The organism is Natronorubrum amylolyticum (genome assembly GCF_052040145.1).
Taxonomy (GTDB): Archaea; Halobacteriota; Halobacteria; order Halobacteriales; family Natrialbaceae; genus Natronorubrum.
The window spans coordinates 459,094-480,396 of record NZ_JBPPFW010000002.1 but is presented as its reverse complement, the minus strand read 5'-3'; the positions used below and the strand labels follow the sequence as shown (position 1 = coordinate 480,396).

The following is a 21,303-nucleotide window of genomic DNA, read 5'->3' as shown; positions in this document are numbered from 1 at the left end:
ACGTGAAAACGTGGGTACGCTATCCGAAAGTGGCCGCTGGGAATCCACAGTACACGTCTGATTACTCTGCGTTCGAAAGTGTACTTCGAAGTTGACAGAAGAGGTATGCATAACCAAGACGTATCGGTACAGTATGTACTGGACGGCAACCGCAGGTGGGCCAGTGGGTCCGCAGTATGACTGAGACGCCAATCGACCCCGACGAAGCCCGACACGAGTTATACAGGATCATGAAAACCGATCTGCCGTTCGAACAGAAGGCAGCGCAGGCGCTCGAGTTGGGCACACGCTATCTTGGGGTCGAAAACGGCCACATGACCAAGATCGATGCGGAGACCGACTACTGGAAGGCCACCGCAAGCACCGACCCGATCGACGGTGCGTTTCCACCCGGCCTCATCCTCGACTTGGGGACGACGTACTGTCGGCGAACGATCGCCCAGGACGAACCGATCGCACTCCACGACGTCCCGAATCAGGGCTGGGAGGACGATCCCGCGTTCGAGGAACACGGTCTCGAGTGCTACCACGGAACCACCATCACCGTCGACGACGACGTCTACGGGACGGTCTGTTTCGTTTCGACGGGCCCTCGTTCGGACCCCTTCGGGAGCGACGAAACCATGTTCGCGGAACTGATCGCGCGGATGTTAGAACACGAACTCGAGCGCCGCCGAACCGAGGCCCAGATCGAGCAGCTCGACAACTTCGCCAGCACGGTGAGCCACGACCTCAGAAGCCCGCTGACCGTGATCCAGGGCTGGATCGAGGCGACCGAACAGTCGGCAAACATCGACTATCTGCGGAAGGTCTATCCGGCGGTCGACCGCATGCAACAGCTGCTGGACGACGTGCTCGCCGCCGCCAGAAGCGGTCAGGTGATCGGGACCGTCGAACCGATTTCGCTCGAGACGATCACGGGCACCGCCTGGGACCAACTCGAGACCGGATCACACGAACTGGTGGTCGAGACGGATGCCGTCGCGCGGGCAGACCAGGGGCGGTTGCAGGCGGTCTTCGAGAACCTGTTTCGAAACGCCGTGGAACACGGTTCCACGTCCTCTGTGTCTGCGGAATCGGTCACATCAGGGTCCTCGTCGACCTCGAGCGGCGGGCTGACGATCACCGTCGGTGACATCAGGGACGCAAACGGGAACCCGGTCGGGTTCTACGTCGAAGACGACGGCTGTGGGATTCCCGAATCCGACCGAGAATCGATCTTCGAGACCGGGTTTACGACCTCGAGTCTGGGAACCGGATTCGGACTCTCGATCGTTCAGAGCATCGTCACCGCCCACGACTGGTCGATCGACCTGACCGAGAGCGAGGCGGGCGGTGCCAGATTCGAGATCACGAACGTCGATTTTCAGTGAGACCGCTCGAATCCTGCCGACACTCTCACGTATCTCTCAGTCACGAACGTTGACGAACCATCCTTACTACGCTCGTACGGGTACTGTGTACTACCGATGGATAGACGACGGTATCTTCGAACGATGGGGACAACTGCGGCGGGATCCGTCGTCGCCGGTCGTAGCTTCCGCCAGTCGTCAAGCGACGCGGTAGCGACCACGAAGCGGGTTACGTCGGACGGGTTCGAGTCGAAAGCGGACGACGGACGTTGGGAGGACCGTCTCGTTCGCGGCGTAAACCTCGGCATGGCGAAACCGGCTCACTTCCCGGGCGATGCAGCGATAACGAGAGCGGAGTACGATCGATGGCTGGCCCAGATCTCGGCGATGAACGCGAACGTCGTTCGAACGTATACGCTTCACCCCCCGGCGTTCTACGACGCGTTGGCCGAACACAACGCGGACCGCGAGCGGCCGTTGTTGCTCCTGCAGGGCAACTGGATCGCCGAGACGGTGATGGCCGAGGCGGACGATATGTTCGACCCCGCGGTCATCTCGGCCAACGACACCGGCATCGAAAACGCCATCGACGCCGTACACGGAACCCTCTCGCCGTCCGATCACGGTGGAGTCGCCGACGGTCGATACCGGTCGGACGTCTCGCCGTACGTCCTCGGGTACGTCCTCGGCACGGAGTGGGAGCCCGCGGTCGTCGAACGAACCGACGAACGACACGCCGATATCGGCGAGTACGACGGACGCTATCTCACGACCAACGCTGCGACACCGTTCGAACACTGGCTCGCCGCGCGATTGGACGACGCGGCGACGTACGAACGCGACCGGTACGATACGCTCCGGCCTCTCAGCGTGACGAACTGGCCGCCGACGGATCACATCGACCAGCCGACGGACCCCGAGGCGTTCCAGAACGACGCGGACGTGACGCTCGACCACCTGCTCCCGACCGACGAGTTCACGCCCGGCCTCTTCGCCACCTACCACGTCTATCCCTACTTTCCTCCGTTCATGAACCACGAACCCGACTACCTCGAGTACACCGCCGAGAACGGGGTAGAAAGTAGCTTTCGCGGCTATCTGGCGGATCTCGTCGCCGAGAGCGACTACCCCGTTCTGGTCGGTGAGTTCGGCGTTCCATCGTCGCGAGGACTCTCCCAGCGGCAGGTCCAAGGATTCCACCAGGGCCACCACACCGAACGTGAGCAGGGCGAACGCAACGCCGAACTCTACGAGCACATCGTCAACTCGGGGGCACTCGGCGGCGTCGTGTTCACCTGGCAGGACGAGTGGTTCAAACGCGTCTGGAACACGGCGGAGTACACGGAACCGGACCGCCGCCCGTTCTGGATGGACCGACAGACGAGCGAACAGGCGTACGGACTGTTGTCGTTCGATCCGCGGGGCGAGACCGATATCACGCTCTCCGGCGATCTCTCGGAGTGGGAGCACGCGAGCGAGCTGTACACGACGGCCGAATCCGATTTCGGACCCGAATCCGAGCCGCTGGTGGCGCTCGAGGACGGACACGACGGCGCGCGAACGCTTACCGGACTCAGCGCTGCAGCCGATCCGGGCTCGCTGTCGCTCAAACTCTCGTACGACGATCTCGGTTCGGTCGTCGACTGGGAGCGCACGAACACGCTCGTGTTCCTCGACATCACACCCGAGCGCGGGATCACCTCGATGCCGTTCGAAACGGGACTCCACACGAGCGAGGGCGTCGATTTCCTCGTTAACCTCGCGGGTCCAGACGACTCTCGGGTCCTCGTCGATAGCTACTCCGATCGCTTCTACTACCACTACGGGGAGTTGCTCGGGGAAATTTCCGCCATCGAGTACGCAGGGGACCGTGATCGCAGCGAGTTCCACGCCATCGAACTCGCGCTGGGCCGAGAGATGGAGATCCCGAGTCTCGACGAGACCATCGAGTTCGAGAGCTACGAGACCGGACGGCTGCGCTTTGGCGTCGGCGATCCCGATCACGAGGCGTACGATTCGCTGGCCGACGTCTGTGTGACCCCCGAGGAGAACACGATCGAGATTCGGCTCCCGTGGCTGCTCCTGAACGTCCGAGATCCGAGTCAACGAATCGTTGCCGGCGACTTCTGGACGGACGGACTCTCGGCGGAGACGCGTCTCGACAGCATCGGCGTCTCCGCGGCGACGTTCCTGCCGAACTCTCGGGGCGAAGCGACCGATCTCGAGTCGCCAACGAACATCACCGACTCCCTCTCACCGATCACGGGTGACGAACTCGTCTTCGGCTCGGACTCCCGGTTCGCGTGGGAGACGTGGAACGAGCCGGCGTACGACGAACGCCTCAAACAGTCTTACGACGTGATGCAGGAGACGTTCGGTGATCTGTGAAGTGGGGTGGCGGATCCGTCGGCCGGTACGCCCGTTCGTCACCGAGGGGGACACAGTTCGGGCGAGTTAGACGTGGTGATCGATGGCGTGCCGATGCCTCCGAGCGATGAGCGAACACGTCAGTTACCGTGCCGATACCATTGTGTACCTTCGGACCCTCGAAACACGTGAAGAACGATGGAACGCACTGGTCCCCCAACGAGCGCGTCGGCGGTTTCGACTGTTCGGGGACCCGCTCGCGGGACCGCCAGACCGTCTCGCCCGACTCGCTCGAGGGGCGGACTACGGTCCGTGCCACGTTCGATCAGTGGCCACACCGCACCGGACAACGATTTCATCGACCGATGATCACGACCACTGACGACGCTCCACGGGCAACAGACCGCCTCGACCAGCGACGGTCCCGTTCGACGCTCGCCCGACTCGGCGAGCGATCCGACACGTCGAGCGCGATCTCCTCGCTCGAGACGGCGAAACCGCCGGCGCCAACGGGGCGTGGATTACGATGACAGACGAGGACCTGGATGTGGAGTTCGAGTTGGGGTCGGACGTCCGCGACACCCTCGAAAACGCCGTTTCGGACGACATCTCGCCACACCGGCTCAACCAGCTCCACGACATTGCGACCGGGTTCGCCGAACGCTCGACGGAGACTGCCGTGTACAATCACGCGATCGACGGCGCGTACGAGCTCTTCGACGTCCGGTACGTCGTCGTCGTTATTTCGCGGGGAAACACGTGGACGACGGTCACCAGTACACAGCCGGATCCGGAGGTTCAGTTCGGACAACACCCCATCATCTGTGCTGCAGTCGAAACGGCACTGGACCGAAACGAGACCGTCGTGGTCGACGATCTCGAGGCGGCGACTGACGGTCTCGTTCCGCTGGAGAACGGCTGTGCGCTGTCGACACCGATCGACGACACGACCGTGTTACAACTCGTCCGAGACGGGGACGAGTTCGACGAGATCGACGTTCAACTCGCAAAACTCCTCGGGTGGACCGCCGGATCGCGCCTCGAGCAACTCTCGCTCCGCGGCGAGGTCGAGACGATGGTGGAGAACCTCACCTCGTTTACCGACTTTCAGGAGGATGTCCTCGAGCAGACGGCACACGAACTCCGGACGCCGTTGACGGCGGTTATCGGCTACGCCGAACTGCTCGTCAACGAGGACATCGGACCGCTCACCGACGAACAGCGAGCGGTCGCGGGGGTCGTCCGTCGAAAGGCGGCCGATCTCGACGCCGCGATCGAGGCGCTGACGTCGTCGTTCGACACGGGGCTGGCGAACGTGCGCGCTGGCCGAAGTGGGGTCCCTACCGGCGATTCCGCCGCCGTTTCGGATGCCGTCGATGGACCGTTCGTCTTTCTCTCCATCGACGACGGACTGGGGACGTCGCTTGCAACACAGCTCGAGGGGCTAGACTACGACGTGACGATCGCCGACGATCGCGAGGCTGCTCGGGAGGCAGTCCGCCGGACGCCGTCCTCGACGCTCCTCGTCGAGCTGTTTGCCACCGGCAACGACCCCGACGCCAACACCGATGAGGAGGTCGAAAACGGCGTCGCCATCGCGGAGACGATCCGTCGTGAGGCGGGGACCGAGGGGACGACGATCAGGGTGGTGTCGTTCCTTCGCGACGAGCCGGGCGGGCTGATACAACTCGGCGTCTCCGCGTACGTTCCCGAGCGTTCGGCGGCGATCGCGGAGGCGATCGAACTGGTACTCGGAGTGGAAAAAGACGACCATCTTCGCGTGCTAGCGTTCGACGCAACGCCGTCCGAGGTGCCGATAGCCGAGATCCCTGACTCTTGGGAGGTGACGGCAGTCGACCAACTCGAGAGCGTCCAGGCCGGCTCGCAGACCGGTCCCTACGATCTCGCGCTGGTTCGCGTCACCGATCTCAGCGGTCGGGAACTGGAGATCGTTCGGACGCTTCGACAACGACAGCGCGGGCGCAGGCTGCCGGTAGTCCTCGTCGACAGCGGATCGGTGGTGACCGACAGTCAGTACGCACTCGGTGGGAAACTGTTCATCCAGCGTCCGCCGTCCGTGTCGGATCTCGTGTCGATGCTGGTCTCTTCTCCGACCGACGACGACCGACTCTCCAACTCGTGACGCGTACGCCCCTCGAATCGGACTGCGTGGGTGGGTTCATCCACGACTGGTTGAGGGGGCGAGCAGTACGACCGGACTGACGGCGGATGAACTTATTCGGCTGCTTTACGAACAGAGACGTATGACTACCTACCGCGGGAGCTGGGGCGCAGACGAAGTCGAGGCGTTCCTCCGAGAGACGGAGATCCCGATCCGAATCGCCACCCATCGGCCGGACGGCTCGCTGTGGCTCGTGACGCTGTGGTTTCGCTATCGCGATAGCGCGCTCGAGTGTGCGACGCAGGCGAGCGCGGACGTGGTACGGTTTCTCCGCAACGACCCGGACGTTGCCTTCGACATCTCGACGAATCAGATTCCCTACCGCGGGATCAGAGGAAACGGAACCGCCACCATCTCGGACGATGACGGCAAGGCGGTCCTGCGGGATCTCGTCGAGCGCTACCTCGGCGGGGACGACTCCTCGCTCGCCAGGTGGTTGCTCGCGGACGACCGCGACGAAGTCTGTATTCGGATCGAACCGCAGGAGATCTACAGCTGGGACTTTTCGGATCGAATGGGGTCAGACACTGACGGCTGATCTGGAAGCCGGACGCCGATCGCTTCGTTCGGCATGCAGGTTCGAATCCGCTCAAGTCGCGTTCGAAAACCCACCTTATAGTTGATGAGTGCGGCCGGTTTCCAGCCACAGCGATCTCGAGGCCGATACCGAGAAACTCCCGGAAACGGACCGATTCTTGTGCGTTCGGAGACGAGAGGGCGTATGGACGCGCCACCACTCGAGTTCCCGCCGGTCGGACTCGGCACCATGGGAATCGACGACCCCGCGGTGATCGAGACGGCGCTCGAACTGGGCTATCGCCACCTCGACACCGCACAGATCTACGAGAACGAGTCCGTCGTCGGCGAGGGGCTCGCCAGCGCGCTCGAGTCGAACGCCGTCGACCGGGACGACGTCACCGTCGCGACGAAAGTCTGGGCCGACAGCCTCGCGCCCGAGGACGTCCGCCGGACGACGCGCGAGAGCCTCGAGCGACTGGGTCTCGAGACCGTCGACCTCCTCTACGTCCACCGGCCGATCGACACCTACGATCCCGAGACCACCCTGCCCGCCTTCGACGACCTCGTCACCGACGGACTCGTCCACCACGTCGGGGTGAGCAACTTCACGGTGGACGAACTCGAGCGGGCGCGAGAGATCCTCGATTCACCGATCGCGGCCCACCAGGTCGAGTACCATCCGCTGTTCCAGCCCGAAGAGTTGCTCGAACAGGCCCGCGAGCGCGGCTACCCGTTGGTCGGGTACGCGCCGCTTTCGGGCGGCCGCGTTCGCGACGTCGAGGCGGTCGCTGCGGTCGCGGCGAAACACGACGCGACACCCGAAGCGGTCGCGATCGCGTGGCTGGCTGCGAAGGAGGGCGTCGTGACGATTCCAAAAGCGAGCAGTCGATCACATCTGGCGGCGAATCTCGAGGCGGTCGAGTTGGAACTCGAGTCCGAGGATCACAGGCGGATCGACGGCCTCGAGCGGGAGGAAGAGCTGTTTCCGGAGTGAGTGGGTTTCCGCGGCCGGTGGTCGTGTCCGGTCGGCCTCGTCGAACGCCGAATCCGAGTCGGCTCGAGGCAGCAAATCGACGAGCAACCGATCGACATCGAGCACCCCACTGCTGGTCCTCAGTCGCTCGAGTCCTTCCACTCGCCGATCGCTTCGTCCTCGAACTCGCCCTTCGCTTCGCGTTCGTCCCGTCGGAGGACGATACCGAGTAACACCAGATAGAAGCCGCCGACGATAGCGAGGACGACCGTGCCCGGAAGCGTTCCGATCGACGCCGCCTCGAGAAACGCCGTTTCGGGCATGAACGCGGTGATGCGAAAGAGCCAGGCGAGCAACAGCACGCTGATCAGCGCGAGGTAGATGCGCCGAAGTCGGTGTTCGACCCCCTCGAGTAGCGTGATCTTCACCGTCGGGTTGCGATAGTCCGCGGCGAGTTTCTCGCGCCAGTCACCGTGCTCGAGTTCCTGCGTCGGATCGAGGGTCGTCGCGAGCAGATTCTGCTGATAGAGCCTGACTCGCGAGCGGTAGACGTCGTAATCTCGGTACCGTCGGGCCTCGATGAGCAAGAACAGCGTCGCGACCAAGACGCCGACGAGGATAATATAGTGGGGGTTGTCGGGACTCGAGAACGCCCAGGTGAGGATCGCAGCCATCACCGTCACGCTCCAGGTCGTCGTCTGATCGAGCCGCGAGCGCCAGGTGGTTTCGCGATCCAGTTCACCGCGGTAGGCATCGCCGAGCGCGGCGCTCAGTTCGGAGACGTCCCGCCCTATCGTCTCGCCCACGTCGGCGTCAGCCTCCGTGTCGGTGTCGTCGTCCATCTGGAACCACGTGTGATAGACGACCGCTGGGCGGAAATACTCGAGCGGTTGCGCTCGGAGTACGGACGGCTGTTCGACGTAAGCGTCGAGTTTCGGAGACGGCGTCCGTCTTCGCCTCTCGTAGCCATTGAACGTCACTACACACTCAATCGCAGGACGTCGTTTCGATTGGTGTGTACTCGTTTCAGTTGCCACCAAAGTCTCCTGTTGCTGGAGGCTTAGTGGGACACCACCTGACTCGTCGACCACGATCGCTTTTTCGTGCTGTACGACTGTGAGCTACTTCAAGAGGCGTGCTGGCATCGCCAAGACAGCGACGCTTCGGTGAGCGTGTCAGTCGATCGTTCGAGCGTGCCTCCGAGACTCCTCGTAGAGCCGTTTGAGCCACGTCCGTGCCCGTTCGTCGTCTGATTCGACGTGAACCGTCGGCAGTCCCGTGGCGGGCTCGTGGCCCACGATGCCAACGCCCTCGTCGTCGATTGCGAACGTGAACGGGAGTGGATCGTCGGTGACCAGCAACGTCGCCGAATCGCTGGCGAGTGCCTCCTCGAACGCCTCACCGCCGTAGTTCTCGTGTGCCTCGAGCGCGCTCGCATCGAAGATGCGTTCGATTGACTCCTTTTCGTTCAGTGAGGGACTCACCCGGTCGAGCACCTGAAGCGAGGTCGCGTTCGTGATCGTGCCACGAGAGCGCGTGGTCGCTTCGAACCGTTCGACGACGCGGTCGACGACACGATACGGATCGGACGCGTCGGCGACGGTCACTCGGGCATCGGCGAGGAGGTGGGCGTGTTCAGCGAGTTCGGGATGGTCTACCAGGTCGAACAACCGGTCGAGCCCTTCGAGTGCGTCGAGGCCGGCCAGATAGCGCTTTGCCAGCACGCCCGTGGCTCCGCCTCGAGGCGTGGTTCGATAGCCGTCAGCAGTCTTTTCCAGTAGGCCTTCGGCCTCGAGTGCGCGCGTCGCCCGATAAATAGTGGTTTTCGAGGTGTCGGTTGCGTCGACGAGTTCACGCCTCGACTGGGGAGCCGTTTGACAGGCCTCGAGGACGGGGGCCTGACGGAGAATCGTCAGCGCGTCCTCATACTCGTCGGACGTCATCGGTTTGTGTTGGAACCTCCCGCAGATAACGTTTCACATGTGGAGTGGATGTTCACCGATGAACAGTCAGTTCGGTCTCGAACAACCGTCCGAGCGGTGGCTATAATCCAGTGTTATGCCACTTTTGTTGTAATGTATAACGGGTGTTGGGGTGTTGGGGTGCGTTCGGCTGGGAAGACGATGGACAGACGCCCAGTCGAAATCGCAGGGTCGGTGCTTGCGATGATGGTTCTAGTTGGGCTTGGAATCGTCTTCGCATCCGGGGGTGTCGTTGCCGACACTGACGGGCCGGCCGACCTCGAGGATATCGAGGGCGAGGGGACCGAGGAGGCCCCTTACGTCATCACGGACGTCCTCGAGTTGCAGGCGATGAACGACGATCCAGAGGCCCACTACGAACTCGGCGGTGACATCGACGCGAGTGAGACGGAAGACTGGAACGACGGCGAAGGATTCGAGCCAATTTCGAGCTTCGCAGGCGAGTTCGACGGGCAACACTACACCATCGCAGGGCTGGTCATCGACCGACCAGACGAGGAACGTGTCGGGCTGTTTGGCTCGACGGAGGAGAGCGCCGAGATTCGAGATGTCCGCTTGGAGAGCGCGGACGTAACTGGTGGGGGCGACTCCGAAGATGGTGTGGGAAGCGTGGTCGGGAACAACAACGGGACCGTTTCGAACTCGAGTGCCGCTGCCGACGTCACCGGTTCCGACGGCGTGGGTGGTCTTGTCGGGTACAACGTAGGAACGGTGCGTAACTCCGCTGCGAGCGGAACGGTCTCCGGCGAGGATCAGTTAGGCGGCCTCGTCGGGCGCCACGATGGCGAGGTGCGTGACTCCTACGCGACGGGGGAGGTCTCCGGCGAGAATCAGTTAGGTGGCCTCGTCGGGCGCAACAATGGCGAGGTGCGTGCGTCGCACGCGACGGGAGAGGTATCCGGCCGCAACTGGATCGGTGGCTTGGTCGGCTACAATATGGGTGAGGTGCGTACGTCGTACGCGACGGGAGCGGCCTCCGGGAGTCAGCATATCGGCGGCCTCGTCGGGATGAACTTCGGACAGGGGGCCGATGCCAACGTTTCGGACGCGTACGCGACGGGAGCGGCCTCCGGAAATCAGAATATCGGGGCTCTCGTCGGGCTCAACGACTTTGGCTCCGTCTCGGACGCCTACGCGATAGGGGAGGTCTCCGGCAATTATGACGTCGGCGGCCTCGTCGGAAACGATGTCGCTTTGTTCAACCCCTCCTCCGAAGGCTACTGGGACTCCCTGACAACGGGACAATCAACATCTGAGGGCGGTACCGATCTCACCACCCCTGAGATGACCGGCGATGGAGCGAAAGACTACATGGACCTCGACTTCGAGGAAACGTGGATGGTGCTCGAGGCGGACCCGGCCGCTGGAAACGCCCGCTACTATCCAACCCTCCAGGACAACCCACAGGATCCGGCACCGAGCGCCGACGGGTGGGGCGAACGCTACGAAGTCGAAGACTGGTACGACCTCGATGACGTTCGCGACAATCTCGAGGCCTGGGTCGTTCTGAAGACCGACCTCGACGACGAGACTGCGGGTTACGACGACGTGGCCGGTGAAAACGCCAACGGCGGCGACGGCTTCGAGCCAATTGCGAACTTCGCAGGCGAGTTCGACGGACAGAACAACACCATCTCGGAGCTGGTCATCGACCGACCAGACGAGGAGCGTGTCGGCTTGTTTGGTTCGACGGGAGGGTTCACCGAAATACGAGACGTCCACCTAGAGAACGTGGACGTGACTGGTGAAGGTGGGCAAGACGAGAACGGTGTGGGGAGTGTCGTCGGGCTCAACCGGGGGACTCTCGAGAACGTGTCCATGAGCGGCGACGTCGATGGGTACAGAAGTGTCGGCGGCCTCGTCGGGGCGAACGACGGTGGCACACTTTCACACACCTCTTCCAGTGGGAGCGTCACCGGAGAGTCTCGTGAAATTAGCGGCGAGACTCGGTCCTCGGAAAACGTTGGTGGTCTCGTTGGTGCGAACGACGGTACCATTGTGGAGTCGTTCGCCACCGGTGACATCGACGGTCAACGCCAGGTGGGCGGCCTCGTTGGGGACAACGACGGTGACGTGAGCGGCTCGTACGCGACGGGGGAGGCCGCCGCCGCGTTCTATTACGCCGGTGGCCTCGTCGGGTACAACGATGGCGACGTGAGCGGTTCGTACGCGACGGGGGAGGTCTCCGCCCTTAGGTGGGTAGGCGGTCTCGTCGGGAGCAACCGGGGCGAGGTGCGTGAATCGTACGCCACCGGTGACGCCACCGCCTCTGAATACTTCGTCGGCGGCCTCGTCGGGGAAAACAGAGCTGACGTGAGTAAGTCCTACGCGACAGGTTCGGTCTCCGGCGCTGAACGTAATGCTGGTGGCCTCCTCGGGACCAACTGGGGCGAGGTGCGTGAGTCCTACGCTACCGGCGACGTTACCGGCGACGACCGTGTGGGCGGCCTCGTCGGGTGGAACGACGGGGGCGACGTCACCGACACCTACTGGGACGACGAGGTGGCAACCGTCACCGAAAACGGCGACGCAGTCGCCGGACAGGGGATCGGTGATGGAGGAGGCGACGCGACCGCGCTCACGACCCCCGACATGTCTGGCCTGACCGCCATCGGAGCCATGGACGGCCTCGAGTTCCCCGATGGAGACGGCACCTGGCACGTTACCCACGAGTATCCCGCACTCGCCTGGGAGGACACCGATCCAGTCTACGAGGTGGCCATCGAGGAGACGAACTCGCCCATCGTCGAGGGCGAACCGCTCGAGGTCACCGCCACCGTCACGAACTGGGGTAGCGACGGCGAACGAGCCGTCGAACTGCGGGATTTCGAGGGCATCGAACGGGCTACCGAGACGCTCTCGCTCGAGAGCGGCGATGTCGAGCAACTCGCCCTCGAGTGGGAGACCGTTTCGGGTGACGCCGGCGATGGCGACGTGACCGTCGAAAGCGACGATGACCACGCGAGCGCGACCGTCGAGATCAAAAACGCGCCGCTCGAGACGGTTGCGTTCTCCGAAGCGGAGTACGCCGTCGGGCAGGGAGCCGCACTCGAGGTCGATCTCGAGGACGCTGTAGACACCGCTGGGGGATCGTTTGACGGAGAGGAGACGCTCGTGTTCACGCTCGATCCGTTCGGCGAGTCCACCATCCTCCTCGTGGACTTTGACGACGGCGAGGCAACCGGTCTCGAACTTCTCGACGGTTCGGAAACCGCTTCCCTCTCAGCAGAAACGGGTTGCGTCGGCGTCGATGTCCTGGGACAACCCGGTTCCGACGAGAGCGAGATGACGATCGAGCCCGTCATGGCGGCGTTCGATGTCGCCGAAGATGTCACGATCGAGCAGGGAGAACCGCTCGAGATCGACGTCGAGAACGCCGAGGACAAGGCCGGCGACGCCTTCGACGGCGAGGCAGATCTGGTCGGCGACGTTGACGGCCACGCCCTCGCCGGTGACGCCGTCGCGTTCACTGACGGCGAGGCGAGCGAGGTACCGCTACTCGAGGGAGAGTCGACCGCAGCGATTACTGCCGGCACGTACGAGGGCGTCACGCTCGAGGCCGATGAGGCGAGCGACACCCTCGAGATCACGGTCGAGTCGGTGCTGGACGCGTTCACGGTCGCCGACGCGACGATCGAGCAGGGAGAGACACTCGCGGTCGACTTCGAGAGCGCCGAGGACAAGGCCGGCGACGCCTTCGACGGGACGGTTGATCTGACGGGCGACGATATTGATGGCCACGCACTCTCCCCCGAGGACGTCACGTTCGACGAGGGCGAGGCGATCGGTGTCGAACTGCTCGAGGCGGATTCGACGGCGGACACCAGCGCTGGCACCTACGACGTGACGCTCCAGGCGGGGGACGCGAGCGACTCCCTCGAGATCACCGTCGAGTCGGTGTTGGCCGCGTTCTCGATTGCAGACGTGACGATCGAGCAGGGAGAGACGCTCGAACTCGACCTCGAGGACGCCATCGACAACGCCGGCGACGAGTTCGTCGGGGAAGCATCGATCGACGTTGGCGTCGACTCCCTCGAGGGAATCGACGAGTCAGTCGAGCGCACGGTTGCGTTCGACGACGGTGCGGCGGACGGCCTCGAGGTGCTGTCGGCTGACGACACCGCAGGGGTTTCGGCGGGCGAGTACAGCACGCTCTCCGCTGACGCCGTCGACGAAGCCGTCAGTGAGACGTTCAACGTCACTGTCGGTGCCGTGCTCGCGACGTTTGACGTTACGGCGAGCGAGGACCCAATCGACCAGGGTGCGTCCCTCAAGCTCGACGTGACGGACGCCGAAGACAGAGCGGGAGACGCGTTCACGGGAACGGTCGACCTCTCGGTTGCCGATATCGACGGTAAGAATCCTGACACCACCGCCGTCTCTGTCTCGGAGGGAGCCGCGTCCGAGATCGAACTGTTCGACGGGGATACCCCGACGTTGAGCGCCGGCGTGTACGAGGAGATCGACGTTACGGCGGCGGACGCCACCGGGACGTTCTCGATAACGATCGACGCCGTTCTCGCAGAATTCGCCCTCGAGGACGTGACGATTCCACGGGGTGACCCGCTCGATCTATCGGTGAGCGATGCGGTCGATCTGGCCGGTGCGCCCTACGATCGCGAAACGACGGTGACGGTCCGCACGAGCGATATCGATGGGGTGGACGACGACCGGGTCCACACCGTGCAGTTCGCTGGCGAGGACGACGTCGAACTGACGAACGTTCTCGACGGCGAGACCACCGAGCGGATCGACGCCGGGACGCACCCACTCGTGGTGAGCGCCGACGCAGCCGAGGTGGCGGCCGATCTCATCGTCGAACAGTTGGCGTTCGACCTCGAGGAGACCACGAGCCCGGTCATCGTTGGAGACACTCTGGAAGTCCTGGGTACGGCCAGCAATCCCGGGAGCGAGCCGATCACCGGAACGGTGAGCCTGTCCGATACCGACTTCGACGGAGCTGTACAGGACACAGTCGACGTCTCCCTCGAGCCAGGAGACTCGACGGACGTGACGCTCTCGTGGGGGACCGACGAACAGAGTATCGGGAGTGGCACCGTCACCGTCTCGACGGGAACCGACGAGGCGACCGAGCGTGTCACCGTAAAGCCTGATCCGGCGATCACCGACGGACGGAGCCTCGAGCACGCCGGCGACTACTGGCTCACCACGAATCTGACCGAGTCTGAGACCGTGCTCAACGTGAGCGCCGACGACGTTACGATCGACGGCAAGGGGTACACGATCAACACGACGGCGGCTGGGGACGCGGGGCTGCGAATCGATGACGGACAGAACGTAACCGTCACCAACCTTACGGTCATCCACGCCGAGGGCGAATTCGCCCTCGAGATCGGCGACGGAGCGGTCGTGGCCGTCGACGAACTGACTGTCGGAACGACGAACGAAACCACCCCGGAGACGACGGTGTCGTTCACCGGAACGGGCCTCTCCATCGGTGCCAGCCCACCACCGGGGACGCCGAGTGGCCTCACGAGCGTCGGCCAGTATTTCGAGGCCGAACCCACCGGGCACGGAGAACTCCGCGACCTCGAACTCGAGTACGACGAACTCGGGACCCTCGATGCCGGGACGGTTTCGCTCTGGAAAATGAACAGCAGTGGAACCTGGTCCGAACTCGAACACTCGAGTATCGATACCGAAGCAGGTGTCGTTACGGCAAACACCACATCGTTCTCGACGTTTGGCGCGTTTGGCGAGGAACGGAGCTCAGGGACGGCCACTCCGGCACGGTTCGAACTCGGTGCGGTCGAACTGGATCGATCGGTGTCGGTCAGTGACGGTGCCCTCGAGCGAGTGACGGTCGACGTCACAAACAGTGGCAGCCGAACGGGAACGGCGGCTCTCGAGTTCCGTATCGAGGAGACAGTGCGTGCGACTGAAACCGTTCGCCTCCGTGGTGGTCTCGAAGAAACCGTCGAATTCACCGACGTACACCTCAGTGATATGGGACCAGGGACGTACAACTACACCGTTGCGGTCGGTGATGACGACCGACACGACGGTCAGTTCACGATCACCTCGGGGGTCGTTGTCACTGGCTACGAACTCACCCCAGCGGAACTGGCGGCCGGCGACCAACTCGATCGGGTCGTCGTCGATGTCGAAAACACCGACAACCGGACCGTCACCACTGACATCGTGTTCAGTGTCGACGGTGACGCCGTTGTGACCGAACGGGGCCTCGAGATCGAGGCAAACGGGCGTGTGACACGCACCTATGCCGACGTCGACGTGAGCCACCTCGAACCCGGAGCGTACGAGTACAGCATCCGAACCGCTGACGCTGTGGTGGACGGTACACTGACTGTCATCGACGGCGATGATCACACGGGAAGCGTCGAGGGGGGCGGCGACGGTGACGACGCAGCGGTCGACGACGACCACATTCCCGGTTTCGGCCTCGTCGTGACACTGGTCGTCGTCGGCCTCTTCCTGGGCATCGGACGAATCCGTGGCCGACGGACCGACCGGTGAGCGAGCCCTGCCTGCCGATAACGGATCGAGTCGAGTCCGCAGGCGAGATTCGCTGTGATACGCTGTTTTTCGATGTGGTGACCCGTCGCTCGAGCGCGAAACATGGGGGGATCGGTTACCATCGAAGTCCTGTCGGTACGGATCGAACCGAGCGATTCCGGTGTCGGTATTCCTCACTCGAGTACGGCTGAATCAATGGGACCGTAGCCCACAGCTTTCGCCCCTCTCCACAACGCCACGAACCATCCATGACATAGTTTGCCGTTCTCACACACCTATACATCGTCGCCCAGACTGGCAAGTACGACGTCGAGCGCATCTAGAAGGTGGTCTGCGTGTTCCGTCTCGAACACGAGCGGCGGGCGGATCTTCAACACGTTATCGTGCTTCCCGGACGTACCGACGAGGATCCGACGTTGTCGAAGCCGATTGACGATTTCCACCGCTTCGTCAGTCGCTGGCGTCCACGTCTCTCGGTCGGAGACGAGTTCCACACCGACCATGAGTCCGCTCCGTCGAATCTCGCCGATACGTTCGTACTTCGTAGCTAACTCCGATAGGCCGGAGTGGAGATACTCGCCGACTTCGGCGGCCTGTCTCAGAACCTGTTCGTTTTCGAGAACGTCGAGGACTGTGAGGGCCGCGACGGACGATACCGGATTTCCGCCGAACGTGCTGAATATGCCGGAGCCATCACGGAGCGTCGACAGGATCTCAGATCGCGTCACGACGGCGGCAACGGGGTAGCCGTTCCCCATCGGTTTGCCCATCGTGACGATGTCCGGAACGATGTCTGCCTCCTGAAATCCCCACGTGTTCGAAGCGGTTCGCCCGAACCCTGCCTGTACCTCGTCGGCGATGATCAAGCCGTCCCTCTCGCGCACGCGATCGGTCATCTCGGTTAGGTGCTCGCCATTCGGAGGAAAAATCCCGGTGCTCGTAAACAGCGGATCGAACATGAACGCAGCGGCCCCCACGTTTCGGCTTTCGAGCGCATCCAGCGCATCGATCATCGGTTCTGAACGTTCGGCCGGTTCGCTCCAGTGGTGACTCGACCGCTGGACTGGCGGTGCGACAGTTTCGACGTGGGCCGGCCGATTGCCGTCCGGCCAGTACTTCGGCGACAGCGACGCCGTCGATTCCGTAATCCCGTGGTATGCGTGATTAGCGACGATCGCCCCGTCGCGTCCCGTCGCAGCGGTCGCCAGTCGCCAGGCGATATCGTTCGCCTCGCTTCCCGAGTTGACTAACAACACCCGGTCGAGCTCGTCGGGCATCGTCTCCAACAGTCGTTCGGAAAGCGTGGTAACTGCTTCGTGCAAGTACCGCGTGTTCGTCGTCAACGTCCGAGTTTGTCCGGCAACGGCCGCCGCGACGTCGCGGTTTCCGTGGCCGAGGACCTGTACGTTGTTGTACGCGTCGAGGTAGCGGCGACCGTCCTGATCGAACAGCCAGACACCGTCGCCAGCGGCGAAGTGTACGGGATCGCGATAAAAAAGCGGTGCCGGCCCGAGAACCTCGCGGCGACGCGAGCGCAGGTCGGACGTATCGGCCCGCTGGTACGGAACGTCTCCTTCCAGGGCGGCGGCTCGCAGCAGTCGCCCGATCACATCCGGACCGGTTTCATCGAGCGCGATCAACGAATCCCACACTTCGGCGACGTCGGTGGTGTTGTGTTCGTAATTCGCGCCTTCCCGTACGTGCATGATCCCCCTGACGGCGAGTCGTCCCAATAGGAGATCCGGCAGCAGCCGAAGTTCGTCCTCCTCGAGCGGCGTAACGGTCACGTATCCTCTGACTATGGACTGGGCCGCCGACAGCGGATCGTCCCGGCGGGGCAGGACGTTCGCAAGCACGACGGCGAGGTCGCAGACGAGCGCCGTGTAGGTGAGATCACCGAAGTCCGTGATTCCACTCACTCGGTTGTCGTCGTCGAACAGCACGTTGTTCAGCCCGAGGTCGTTGTGCACGACCTGGGCCCGAAGTGAATCGAAGACCGGGTCTACGTTCGCTTCGAAACGGTCGAGAACGCGTTCGGCGGTGGCGCGTCGCCGCTCGTCGTCGATCTGCTCGAGCATCGCGTGGAAATCGGAGGCGTACCGAAGATCCCAGAGTACGTCGTACCTCGCGTCCGGGTGGAAAAAGCCCCGTAGCGCCTTCCCCATCGTTGCGACGCACTCGCCGTACGCGAACAGCGCGTCGCGTGAAAGCTCCCCGGGCGAGGGGCTCCGCCCTGGAACGAACGAGTACAGTTGCGCGAAGTAGCTGTCGCCGTCCTCGGTGAGCGTGGTCCACGGCTCTCCACCAGTCGTCGGAATGGGTTCCATTACCGGCAGCTCGAGATCGGCCCGATGTACGTGCTGAATTGCCTGCGTTCGGAGGTCGATCACGCCACGGTCGTCCGCCGAATTGACTATTTTGAGGACGAATGCGTCTCCGCTATCCGCGTCGATACGGAAGTTCTGATCCCGCTCACCGCCCAGGTTCGTCGCCGGTCCGGATACCCCGAAGGCACGATCCGCGACCGTCGACGCTCTGGTGGCATCGATTGGCGGCGGGTCGGTCACGATTGGTTCGGACCCGCGTATCTCCTCGATCATCTCACGGCCACCTTCGACCGGAATTCATACACCAACTGCTCCGAGTGGGCTGTTAAACATTTTGTGCAGCAGAACATCCAGTGTCCTCGAGATGTCGCTGCTGTCCGACTCATCGACGGCGCCCGCAACGCCTCAGTCGTTGGTGGAATGTGAGTGCAGCGAAAGCTATCGACGAATCGACTCCTGCTAGCCGAGTCGCAGAGGGATCGACCCAAGCCTTACTAGATTACATCCACTCTTGTTGTGAGGTAGTTATCGCATGCATTTTTATTTCATTCGACAACAGGGCGAGATTTTCGAACATTCTCGACCAGCCGTACAGAAATAAACAGTAGAAACGAGGCCTCGGCACTCATAGGGCTCGTCACCACCGGGTGCCGAGTCCGGTTCGGAGCGAGTGAATCGTCATCGGCCACTCGAGCATAGCGCACTCTCTCAAAAGACGGTTTGGATTGCTCGAGCGAGTCCAAAACGAAGTCGTTACGACCCGCCCGCGAACGCGGTGTTGAACTCGTCGATCAGGTTCTCGAGTCGCGCTCGATTCCCATTCGAAAACGTCTGTGGAGCGCGGTCGGTGGCGGTTCGCGGGTCCGTCGTGAGCGCCGCGGTTTCGGCGGGGGTCGCTCGAGTTGTCGTTCGTTCGGTCTGTCGTTCGGTCTGGGTCTGCAAGTGTTGTGTGCTCATGTCGGTCGGATGGTGGTGTGTCGTCGGAATACGATGCTGGGGACTCGTCGAAGAGAGGGGCGAGTTTACGCTACTACGTGTACGACCGACATCTGTACTCACCCCTACAGGCACCTCCGTTATAAAAGTTCATGATAGACAATCCTGCCACCGAGACTCGGGCGAAAGTAAGTGCTGCGGTAGCAACTGGCATAGTAGACTCGAGACGACGATCCGGCGGACGTGACGGCCACGGTGGCGAATCGGAGACGCGAGCCACCACGTCTCGAGAGTCGAGGCAGCCGCACGAGCGCTCGGGTGCACGCCCACGAGTTAAGACGGTACGGGTGAGATTTCTCGAGTAGACGCTTCGATGGGTGGTGACGACGATCCCGCGACCGACGACCGAACCGACGGTACCACGAACGGGCCGGACGTGAGCTTCGTGATCCCGGCGCAAAACGAGGCCGACTACCTCCGGGCCGCCCTCGCGAGCATCGCGGCGCTGGACACGAGCTACGCCTCCGAGGTGTTCGTCGTCGACGGTGGCTCGACGGACGACACGCAAGCGATCGCTCGAGCGTACGACGCGACCGTTCTCGAGGCCCCCGACTCGAGCATCGCTCGGGCCAGAAATTTGGGTGCGGCCGCCGCACGCGGTGAGTGGCTCGCGTTCGTCGACGCCGACACCGAGCTTCGGGCGAACTACCTCACCGACCTGCTCGGCTACCTCGAGGCGAACGGGCTCGCAGCCGGCAGCTCCTTCTGCCGGATCAGCGGCCCGCGACGCGCGAGGCTGATGGAGGCGACGATCAACCACGTCTTCCCGCGGCTCGAGTACCCCATCCTCCCCGGCTTCAACTGCGTTATCCATCGGCGCGCGTTCGACGAGTTGGGCGGCTTCCCGGAGGTTCCGAACGAGGATACCGCGTTCAGCCGGCGGCTCGCCCGCCGGTATCCGACGGGGTACTGTCCCGAGATGCTGGTCGAGAGCTCCGGCCGCCGGATCGCCGCGGACGGCCTGACCGGCACGCTCTGGCATTACGCGACGCTGGATATCGAACGAATTCGGCAGTCGAGACGCGGCGAGTTTATGCCGTAACGACAACTCGGCACCCACAGGGACACCGTTTTTTGCTGCCGCCGTCGGAGGACTCTGCGTGACGATTCCTCCAGAGGCCGAACGACTGCTCGAGAGCGAGCCGCTGATGGCCCACCTCGGGACCAGCGTCGACGACCGGCCACACGTCGCTCCCGTCTGGTACCGCTACGCCGACGATGACACCGTCGAGATCGTGACGACGGGTCGGAAACTGGCGAACGTTCGCGACAATCCTCGCGTCGCCCTCTCCGTGCAGGCTGACGACGCGGGACAGACGCGCTGGATGGTGACGCTGCTCGGCACGGCGACGGTCGTCGACGACGAGGACGAAGCGACCGACGCGCGCAGGCGGATCAACGAAAAGTATGGCGCGGAATCCGAAGCCTACGCCGAGAACACGCTCGTCCGAATCGACGTGGGTTCGGCGAGTTACCAGACGTACTGACGGTCCCGTTCGTCTCGCCTCCCGATCAGTATCGGTCGAACCGTTGCTGATCCGGACCGTCAGGCTACGTACAGTGGCCCGTGCTGTTCGTCAGTCGAGAGACGGTGCGATGGCCGGCGTGACCGATCGAGATCGAATCGCCCCGTGAGCGCCATCCTCAACCCGCTGTCACTTTTGCCCTCGAGCCGCCACGTTCGAACGTAGTAGGGAGAGGATACGGACTGTAACCGACCCTAACAGGTCTTGTACCGTGATCTATCGTCCCGTATGTGCTGGATTACGATTACTACGTTCGTTCTGTGATTAGTCGAGCAACAGACAATGGACGACCTGACTGGATTCCAACGAGACCTCCTGTACGTGATTGCCGGCGCCGACCAGCCGTCCGGCCAAGATGTAAAATCCGAGATAGAAGCCTACTATAGCGCAGACATCAACCACGGCCGGTTGTATCCGAATCTCGACACGCTCGTGAACAAGGAACTGGTCGACAAAGGCCAGCACGACAGGCGAACGAACTACTACGAAATTTCCGAGAAAGGGAGTCGGTCGATCGACGACCGTCAGCGGTGGGTACAACAGTACATCTAACCGGTAACTCGTCCGTCGTCCCGACTGCA

The 21,303-nt window shown here is 62.9% G+C and carries 13 protein-coding genes; 9 read left to right on the top strand and 4 right to left on the bottom strand.

Features of this window, described 5'->3' with window-relative positions; all coding sequences use genetic code 11:
* The first annotated feature begins 176 nt into the window (after window positions 1–176).
* From ACSFDB_RS08700 to ACSFDB_RS08680, 5 genes are all read left to right on the top strand, one after another.
* Window positions 177–1,373, top strand: coding sequence for a sensor histidine kinase (locus tag ACSFDB_RS08700; RefSeq protein WP_440770606.1), 1,197 nt, complete (start codon window positions 177–179; stop codon window positions 1,371–1,373).
* Between the two features lie 96 nt (window positions 1,374–1,469).
* On the top strand, window positions 1,470–3,740 hold the full coding sequence (locus ACSFDB_RS08695; RefSeq protein WP_440770605.1) for a hypothetical protein: 2,271 nt from the start codon (window positions 1,470–1,472) through the stop codon (window positions 3,738–3,740).
* Between the two features lie 505 nt (window positions 3,741–4,245).
* Window positions 4,246–5,862 carry a histidine kinase dimerization/phospho-acceptor domain-containing protein gene (locus ACSFDB_RS08690; RefSeq protein ID WP_440770604.1) on the top strand — a complete coding sequence of 539 codons (1,617 nt, stop codon included), beginning with the start codon at window positions 4,246–4,248 and terminating at the stop codon, window positions 5,860–5,862.
* A gap of 121 nt (window positions 5,863–5,983) precedes the next feature.
* A complete protein-coding gene (locus ACSFDB_RS08685; protein ID WP_440770603.1) occupies window positions 5,984–6,439 on the top strand; it encodes a pyridoxamine 5'-phosphate oxidase family protein in 456 nt (151 codons plus the stop codon).
* Window positions 6,440–6,622: 183 nt separating this feature from the next.
* On the top strand, window positions 6,623–7,414 hold the full coding sequence (locus ACSFDB_RS08680; protein WP_440770602.1) for an aldo/keto reductase: 792 nt from the start codon (window positions 6,623–6,625) through the stop codon (window positions 7,412–7,414).
* Window positions 7,415–7,533: 119 nt separating this feature from the next.
* On the opposite strand, the gene ACSFDB_RS08675 is transcribed toward ACSFDB_RS08680, so the two are convergent.
* Together ACSFDB_RS08675 and ACSFDB_RS08670 are read right to left on the bottom strand one after the other, a co-directional pair.
* Window positions 7,534–8,235 (bottom strand): DUF2270 domain-containing protein, encoded by a 702-nt coding sequence (locus ACSFDB_RS08675; RefSeq protein ID WP_440770601.1) that lies wholly within the window; start codon window positions 8,233–8,235, stop codon window positions 7,534–7,536.
* A 333-nt stretch (window positions 8,236–8,568) separates the two neighbouring features.
* A complete protein-coding gene (locus tag ACSFDB_RS08670) occupies window positions 8,569–9,336 on the bottom strand; it encodes a helix-turn-helix transcriptional regulator (protein WP_440770600.1) in 768 nt (255 codons plus the stop codon).
* A gap of 180 nt (window positions 9,337–9,516) precedes the next feature.
* Here ACSFDB_RS08670 and ACSFDB_RS08665 point away from each other — a divergent pair, with 180 nt between their 5' ends.
* Window positions 9,517–15,873: a GLUG motif-containing protein gene (locus ACSFDB_RS08665; protein WP_440770599.1), complete on the top strand. Its 6,357-nt coding sequence runs from the start codon at window positions 9,517–9,519 to the stop codon at window positions 15,871–15,873.
* A gap of 275 nt (window positions 15,874–16,148) precedes the next feature.
* On the opposite strand, the gene ACSFDB_RS08660 is transcribed toward ACSFDB_RS08665, so the two are convergent.
* Together ACSFDB_RS08660 and ACSFDB_RS08655 are read right to left on the bottom strand one after the other, a co-directional pair.
* Entirely contained in the window at window positions 16,149–18,473 is a 2,325-nt protein-coding gene (locus ACSFDB_RS08660; protein ID WP_440770598.1) for an aspartate aminotransferase family protein, read from the bottom strand.
* Window positions 18,474–18,953: 480 nt separating this feature from the next.
* A complete protein-coding gene (locus tag ACSFDB_RS08655) occupies window positions 18,954–19,157 on the bottom strand; it encodes a hypothetical protein (RefSeq protein ID WP_440770597.1) in 204 nt (67 codons plus the stop codon).
* Between the two features lie 352 nt (window positions 19,158–19,509).
* On the opposite strand from ACSFDB_RS08655, the gene ACSFDB_RS08650 reads away from it, so the two are divergent.
* The 3 genes from ACSFDB_RS08650 to ACSFDB_RS08640 all read left to right on the top strand — a co-directional run bounded on the left by ACSFDB_RS08650 (window position 19,510) and on the right by ACSFDB_RS08640 (window position 21,274).
* Window positions 19,510–20,238, top strand: coding sequence for a glycosyltransferase (locus tag ACSFDB_RS08650; protein WP_440770596.1), 729 nt, complete (start codon window positions 19,510–19,512; stop codon window positions 20,236–20,238).
* Between the two features lie 58 nt (window positions 20,239–20,296).
* The gene (locus ACSFDB_RS08645; protein WP_440770595.1) at window positions 20,297–20,683 is read left to right on the top strand and encodes a pyridoxamine 5'-phosphate oxidase family protein; all 387 of its coding nucleotides are present in this window, start codon (window positions 20,297–20,299) and stop codon (window positions 20,681–20,683) included.
* A 321-nt stretch (window positions 20,684–21,004) separates the two neighbouring features.
* Window positions 21,005–21,274, top strand: coding sequence for a PadR family transcriptional regulator (locus ACSFDB_RS08640; RefSeq protein ID WP_440770594.1), 270 nt, complete (start codon window positions 21,005–21,007; stop codon window positions 21,272–21,274).
* The last annotated feature ends 29 nt before the right edge of the window (window positions 21,275–21,303 follow it).

Bases quoted from the DNA above. Each gene is read 5' to 3' on its own strand.
- ACSFDB_RS08670 (WP_440770600.1), bottom strand. From the start codon at position 9,336: ATGACGTCCGACGAGTATGAGGACGCGCTGACGATTCTCCGTCAGGCC.
- ACSFDB_RS08660 (WP_440770598.1), bottom strand. From the start codon at position 18,473: ATGATCGAGGAGATACGCGGGTCCGAACCAATCGTGACCGACCCGCCG.
- ACSFDB_RS08685 (WP_440770603.1), top strand. From the start codon at position 5,984: ATGACTACCTACCGCGGGAGCTGGGGCGCAGACGAAGTCGAGGCGTTC.
- ACSFDB_RS08650 (WP_440770596.1), top strand. From the start codon at position 19,510: ATGGGTGGTGACGACGATCCCGCGACCGACGACCGAACCGACGGTACC.
- ACSFDB_RS08675 (WP_440770601.1), bottom strand. From the start codon at position 8,235: ATGGACGACGACACCGACACGGAGGCTGACGCCGACGTGGGCGAGACG.
- ACSFDB_RS08690 (WP_440770604.1), top strand. From the start codon at position 4,246: ATGACAGACGAGGACCTGGATGTGGAGTTCGAGTTGGGGTCGGACGTC.
- ACSFDB_RS08655 (WP_440770597.1), bottom strand. From the start codon at position 19,157: ATGAGCACACAACACTTGCAGACCCAGACCGAACGACAGACCGAACGA.
- ACSFDB_RS08665 (WP_440770599.1), top strand. From the start codon at position 9,517: ATGGACAGACGCCCAGTCGAAATCGCAGGGTCGGTGCTTGCGATGATG.
- ACSFDB_RS08680 (WP_440770602.1), top strand. From the start codon at position 6,623: ATGGACGCGCCACCACTCGAGTTCCCGCCGGTCGGACTCGGCACCATG.
- ACSFDB_RS08695 (WP_440770605.1), top strand. From the start codon at position 1,470: ATGGATAGACGACGGTATCTTCGAACGATGGGGACAACTGCGGCGGGA.
- ACSFDB_RS08700 (WP_440770606.1), top strand. From the start codon at position 177: ATGACTGAGACGCCAATCGACCCCGACGAAGCCCGACACGAGTTATAC.
- ACSFDB_RS08640 (WP_440770594.1), top strand. From the start codon at position 21,005: ATGGACGACCTGACTGGATTCCAACGAGACCTCCTGTACGTGATTGCC.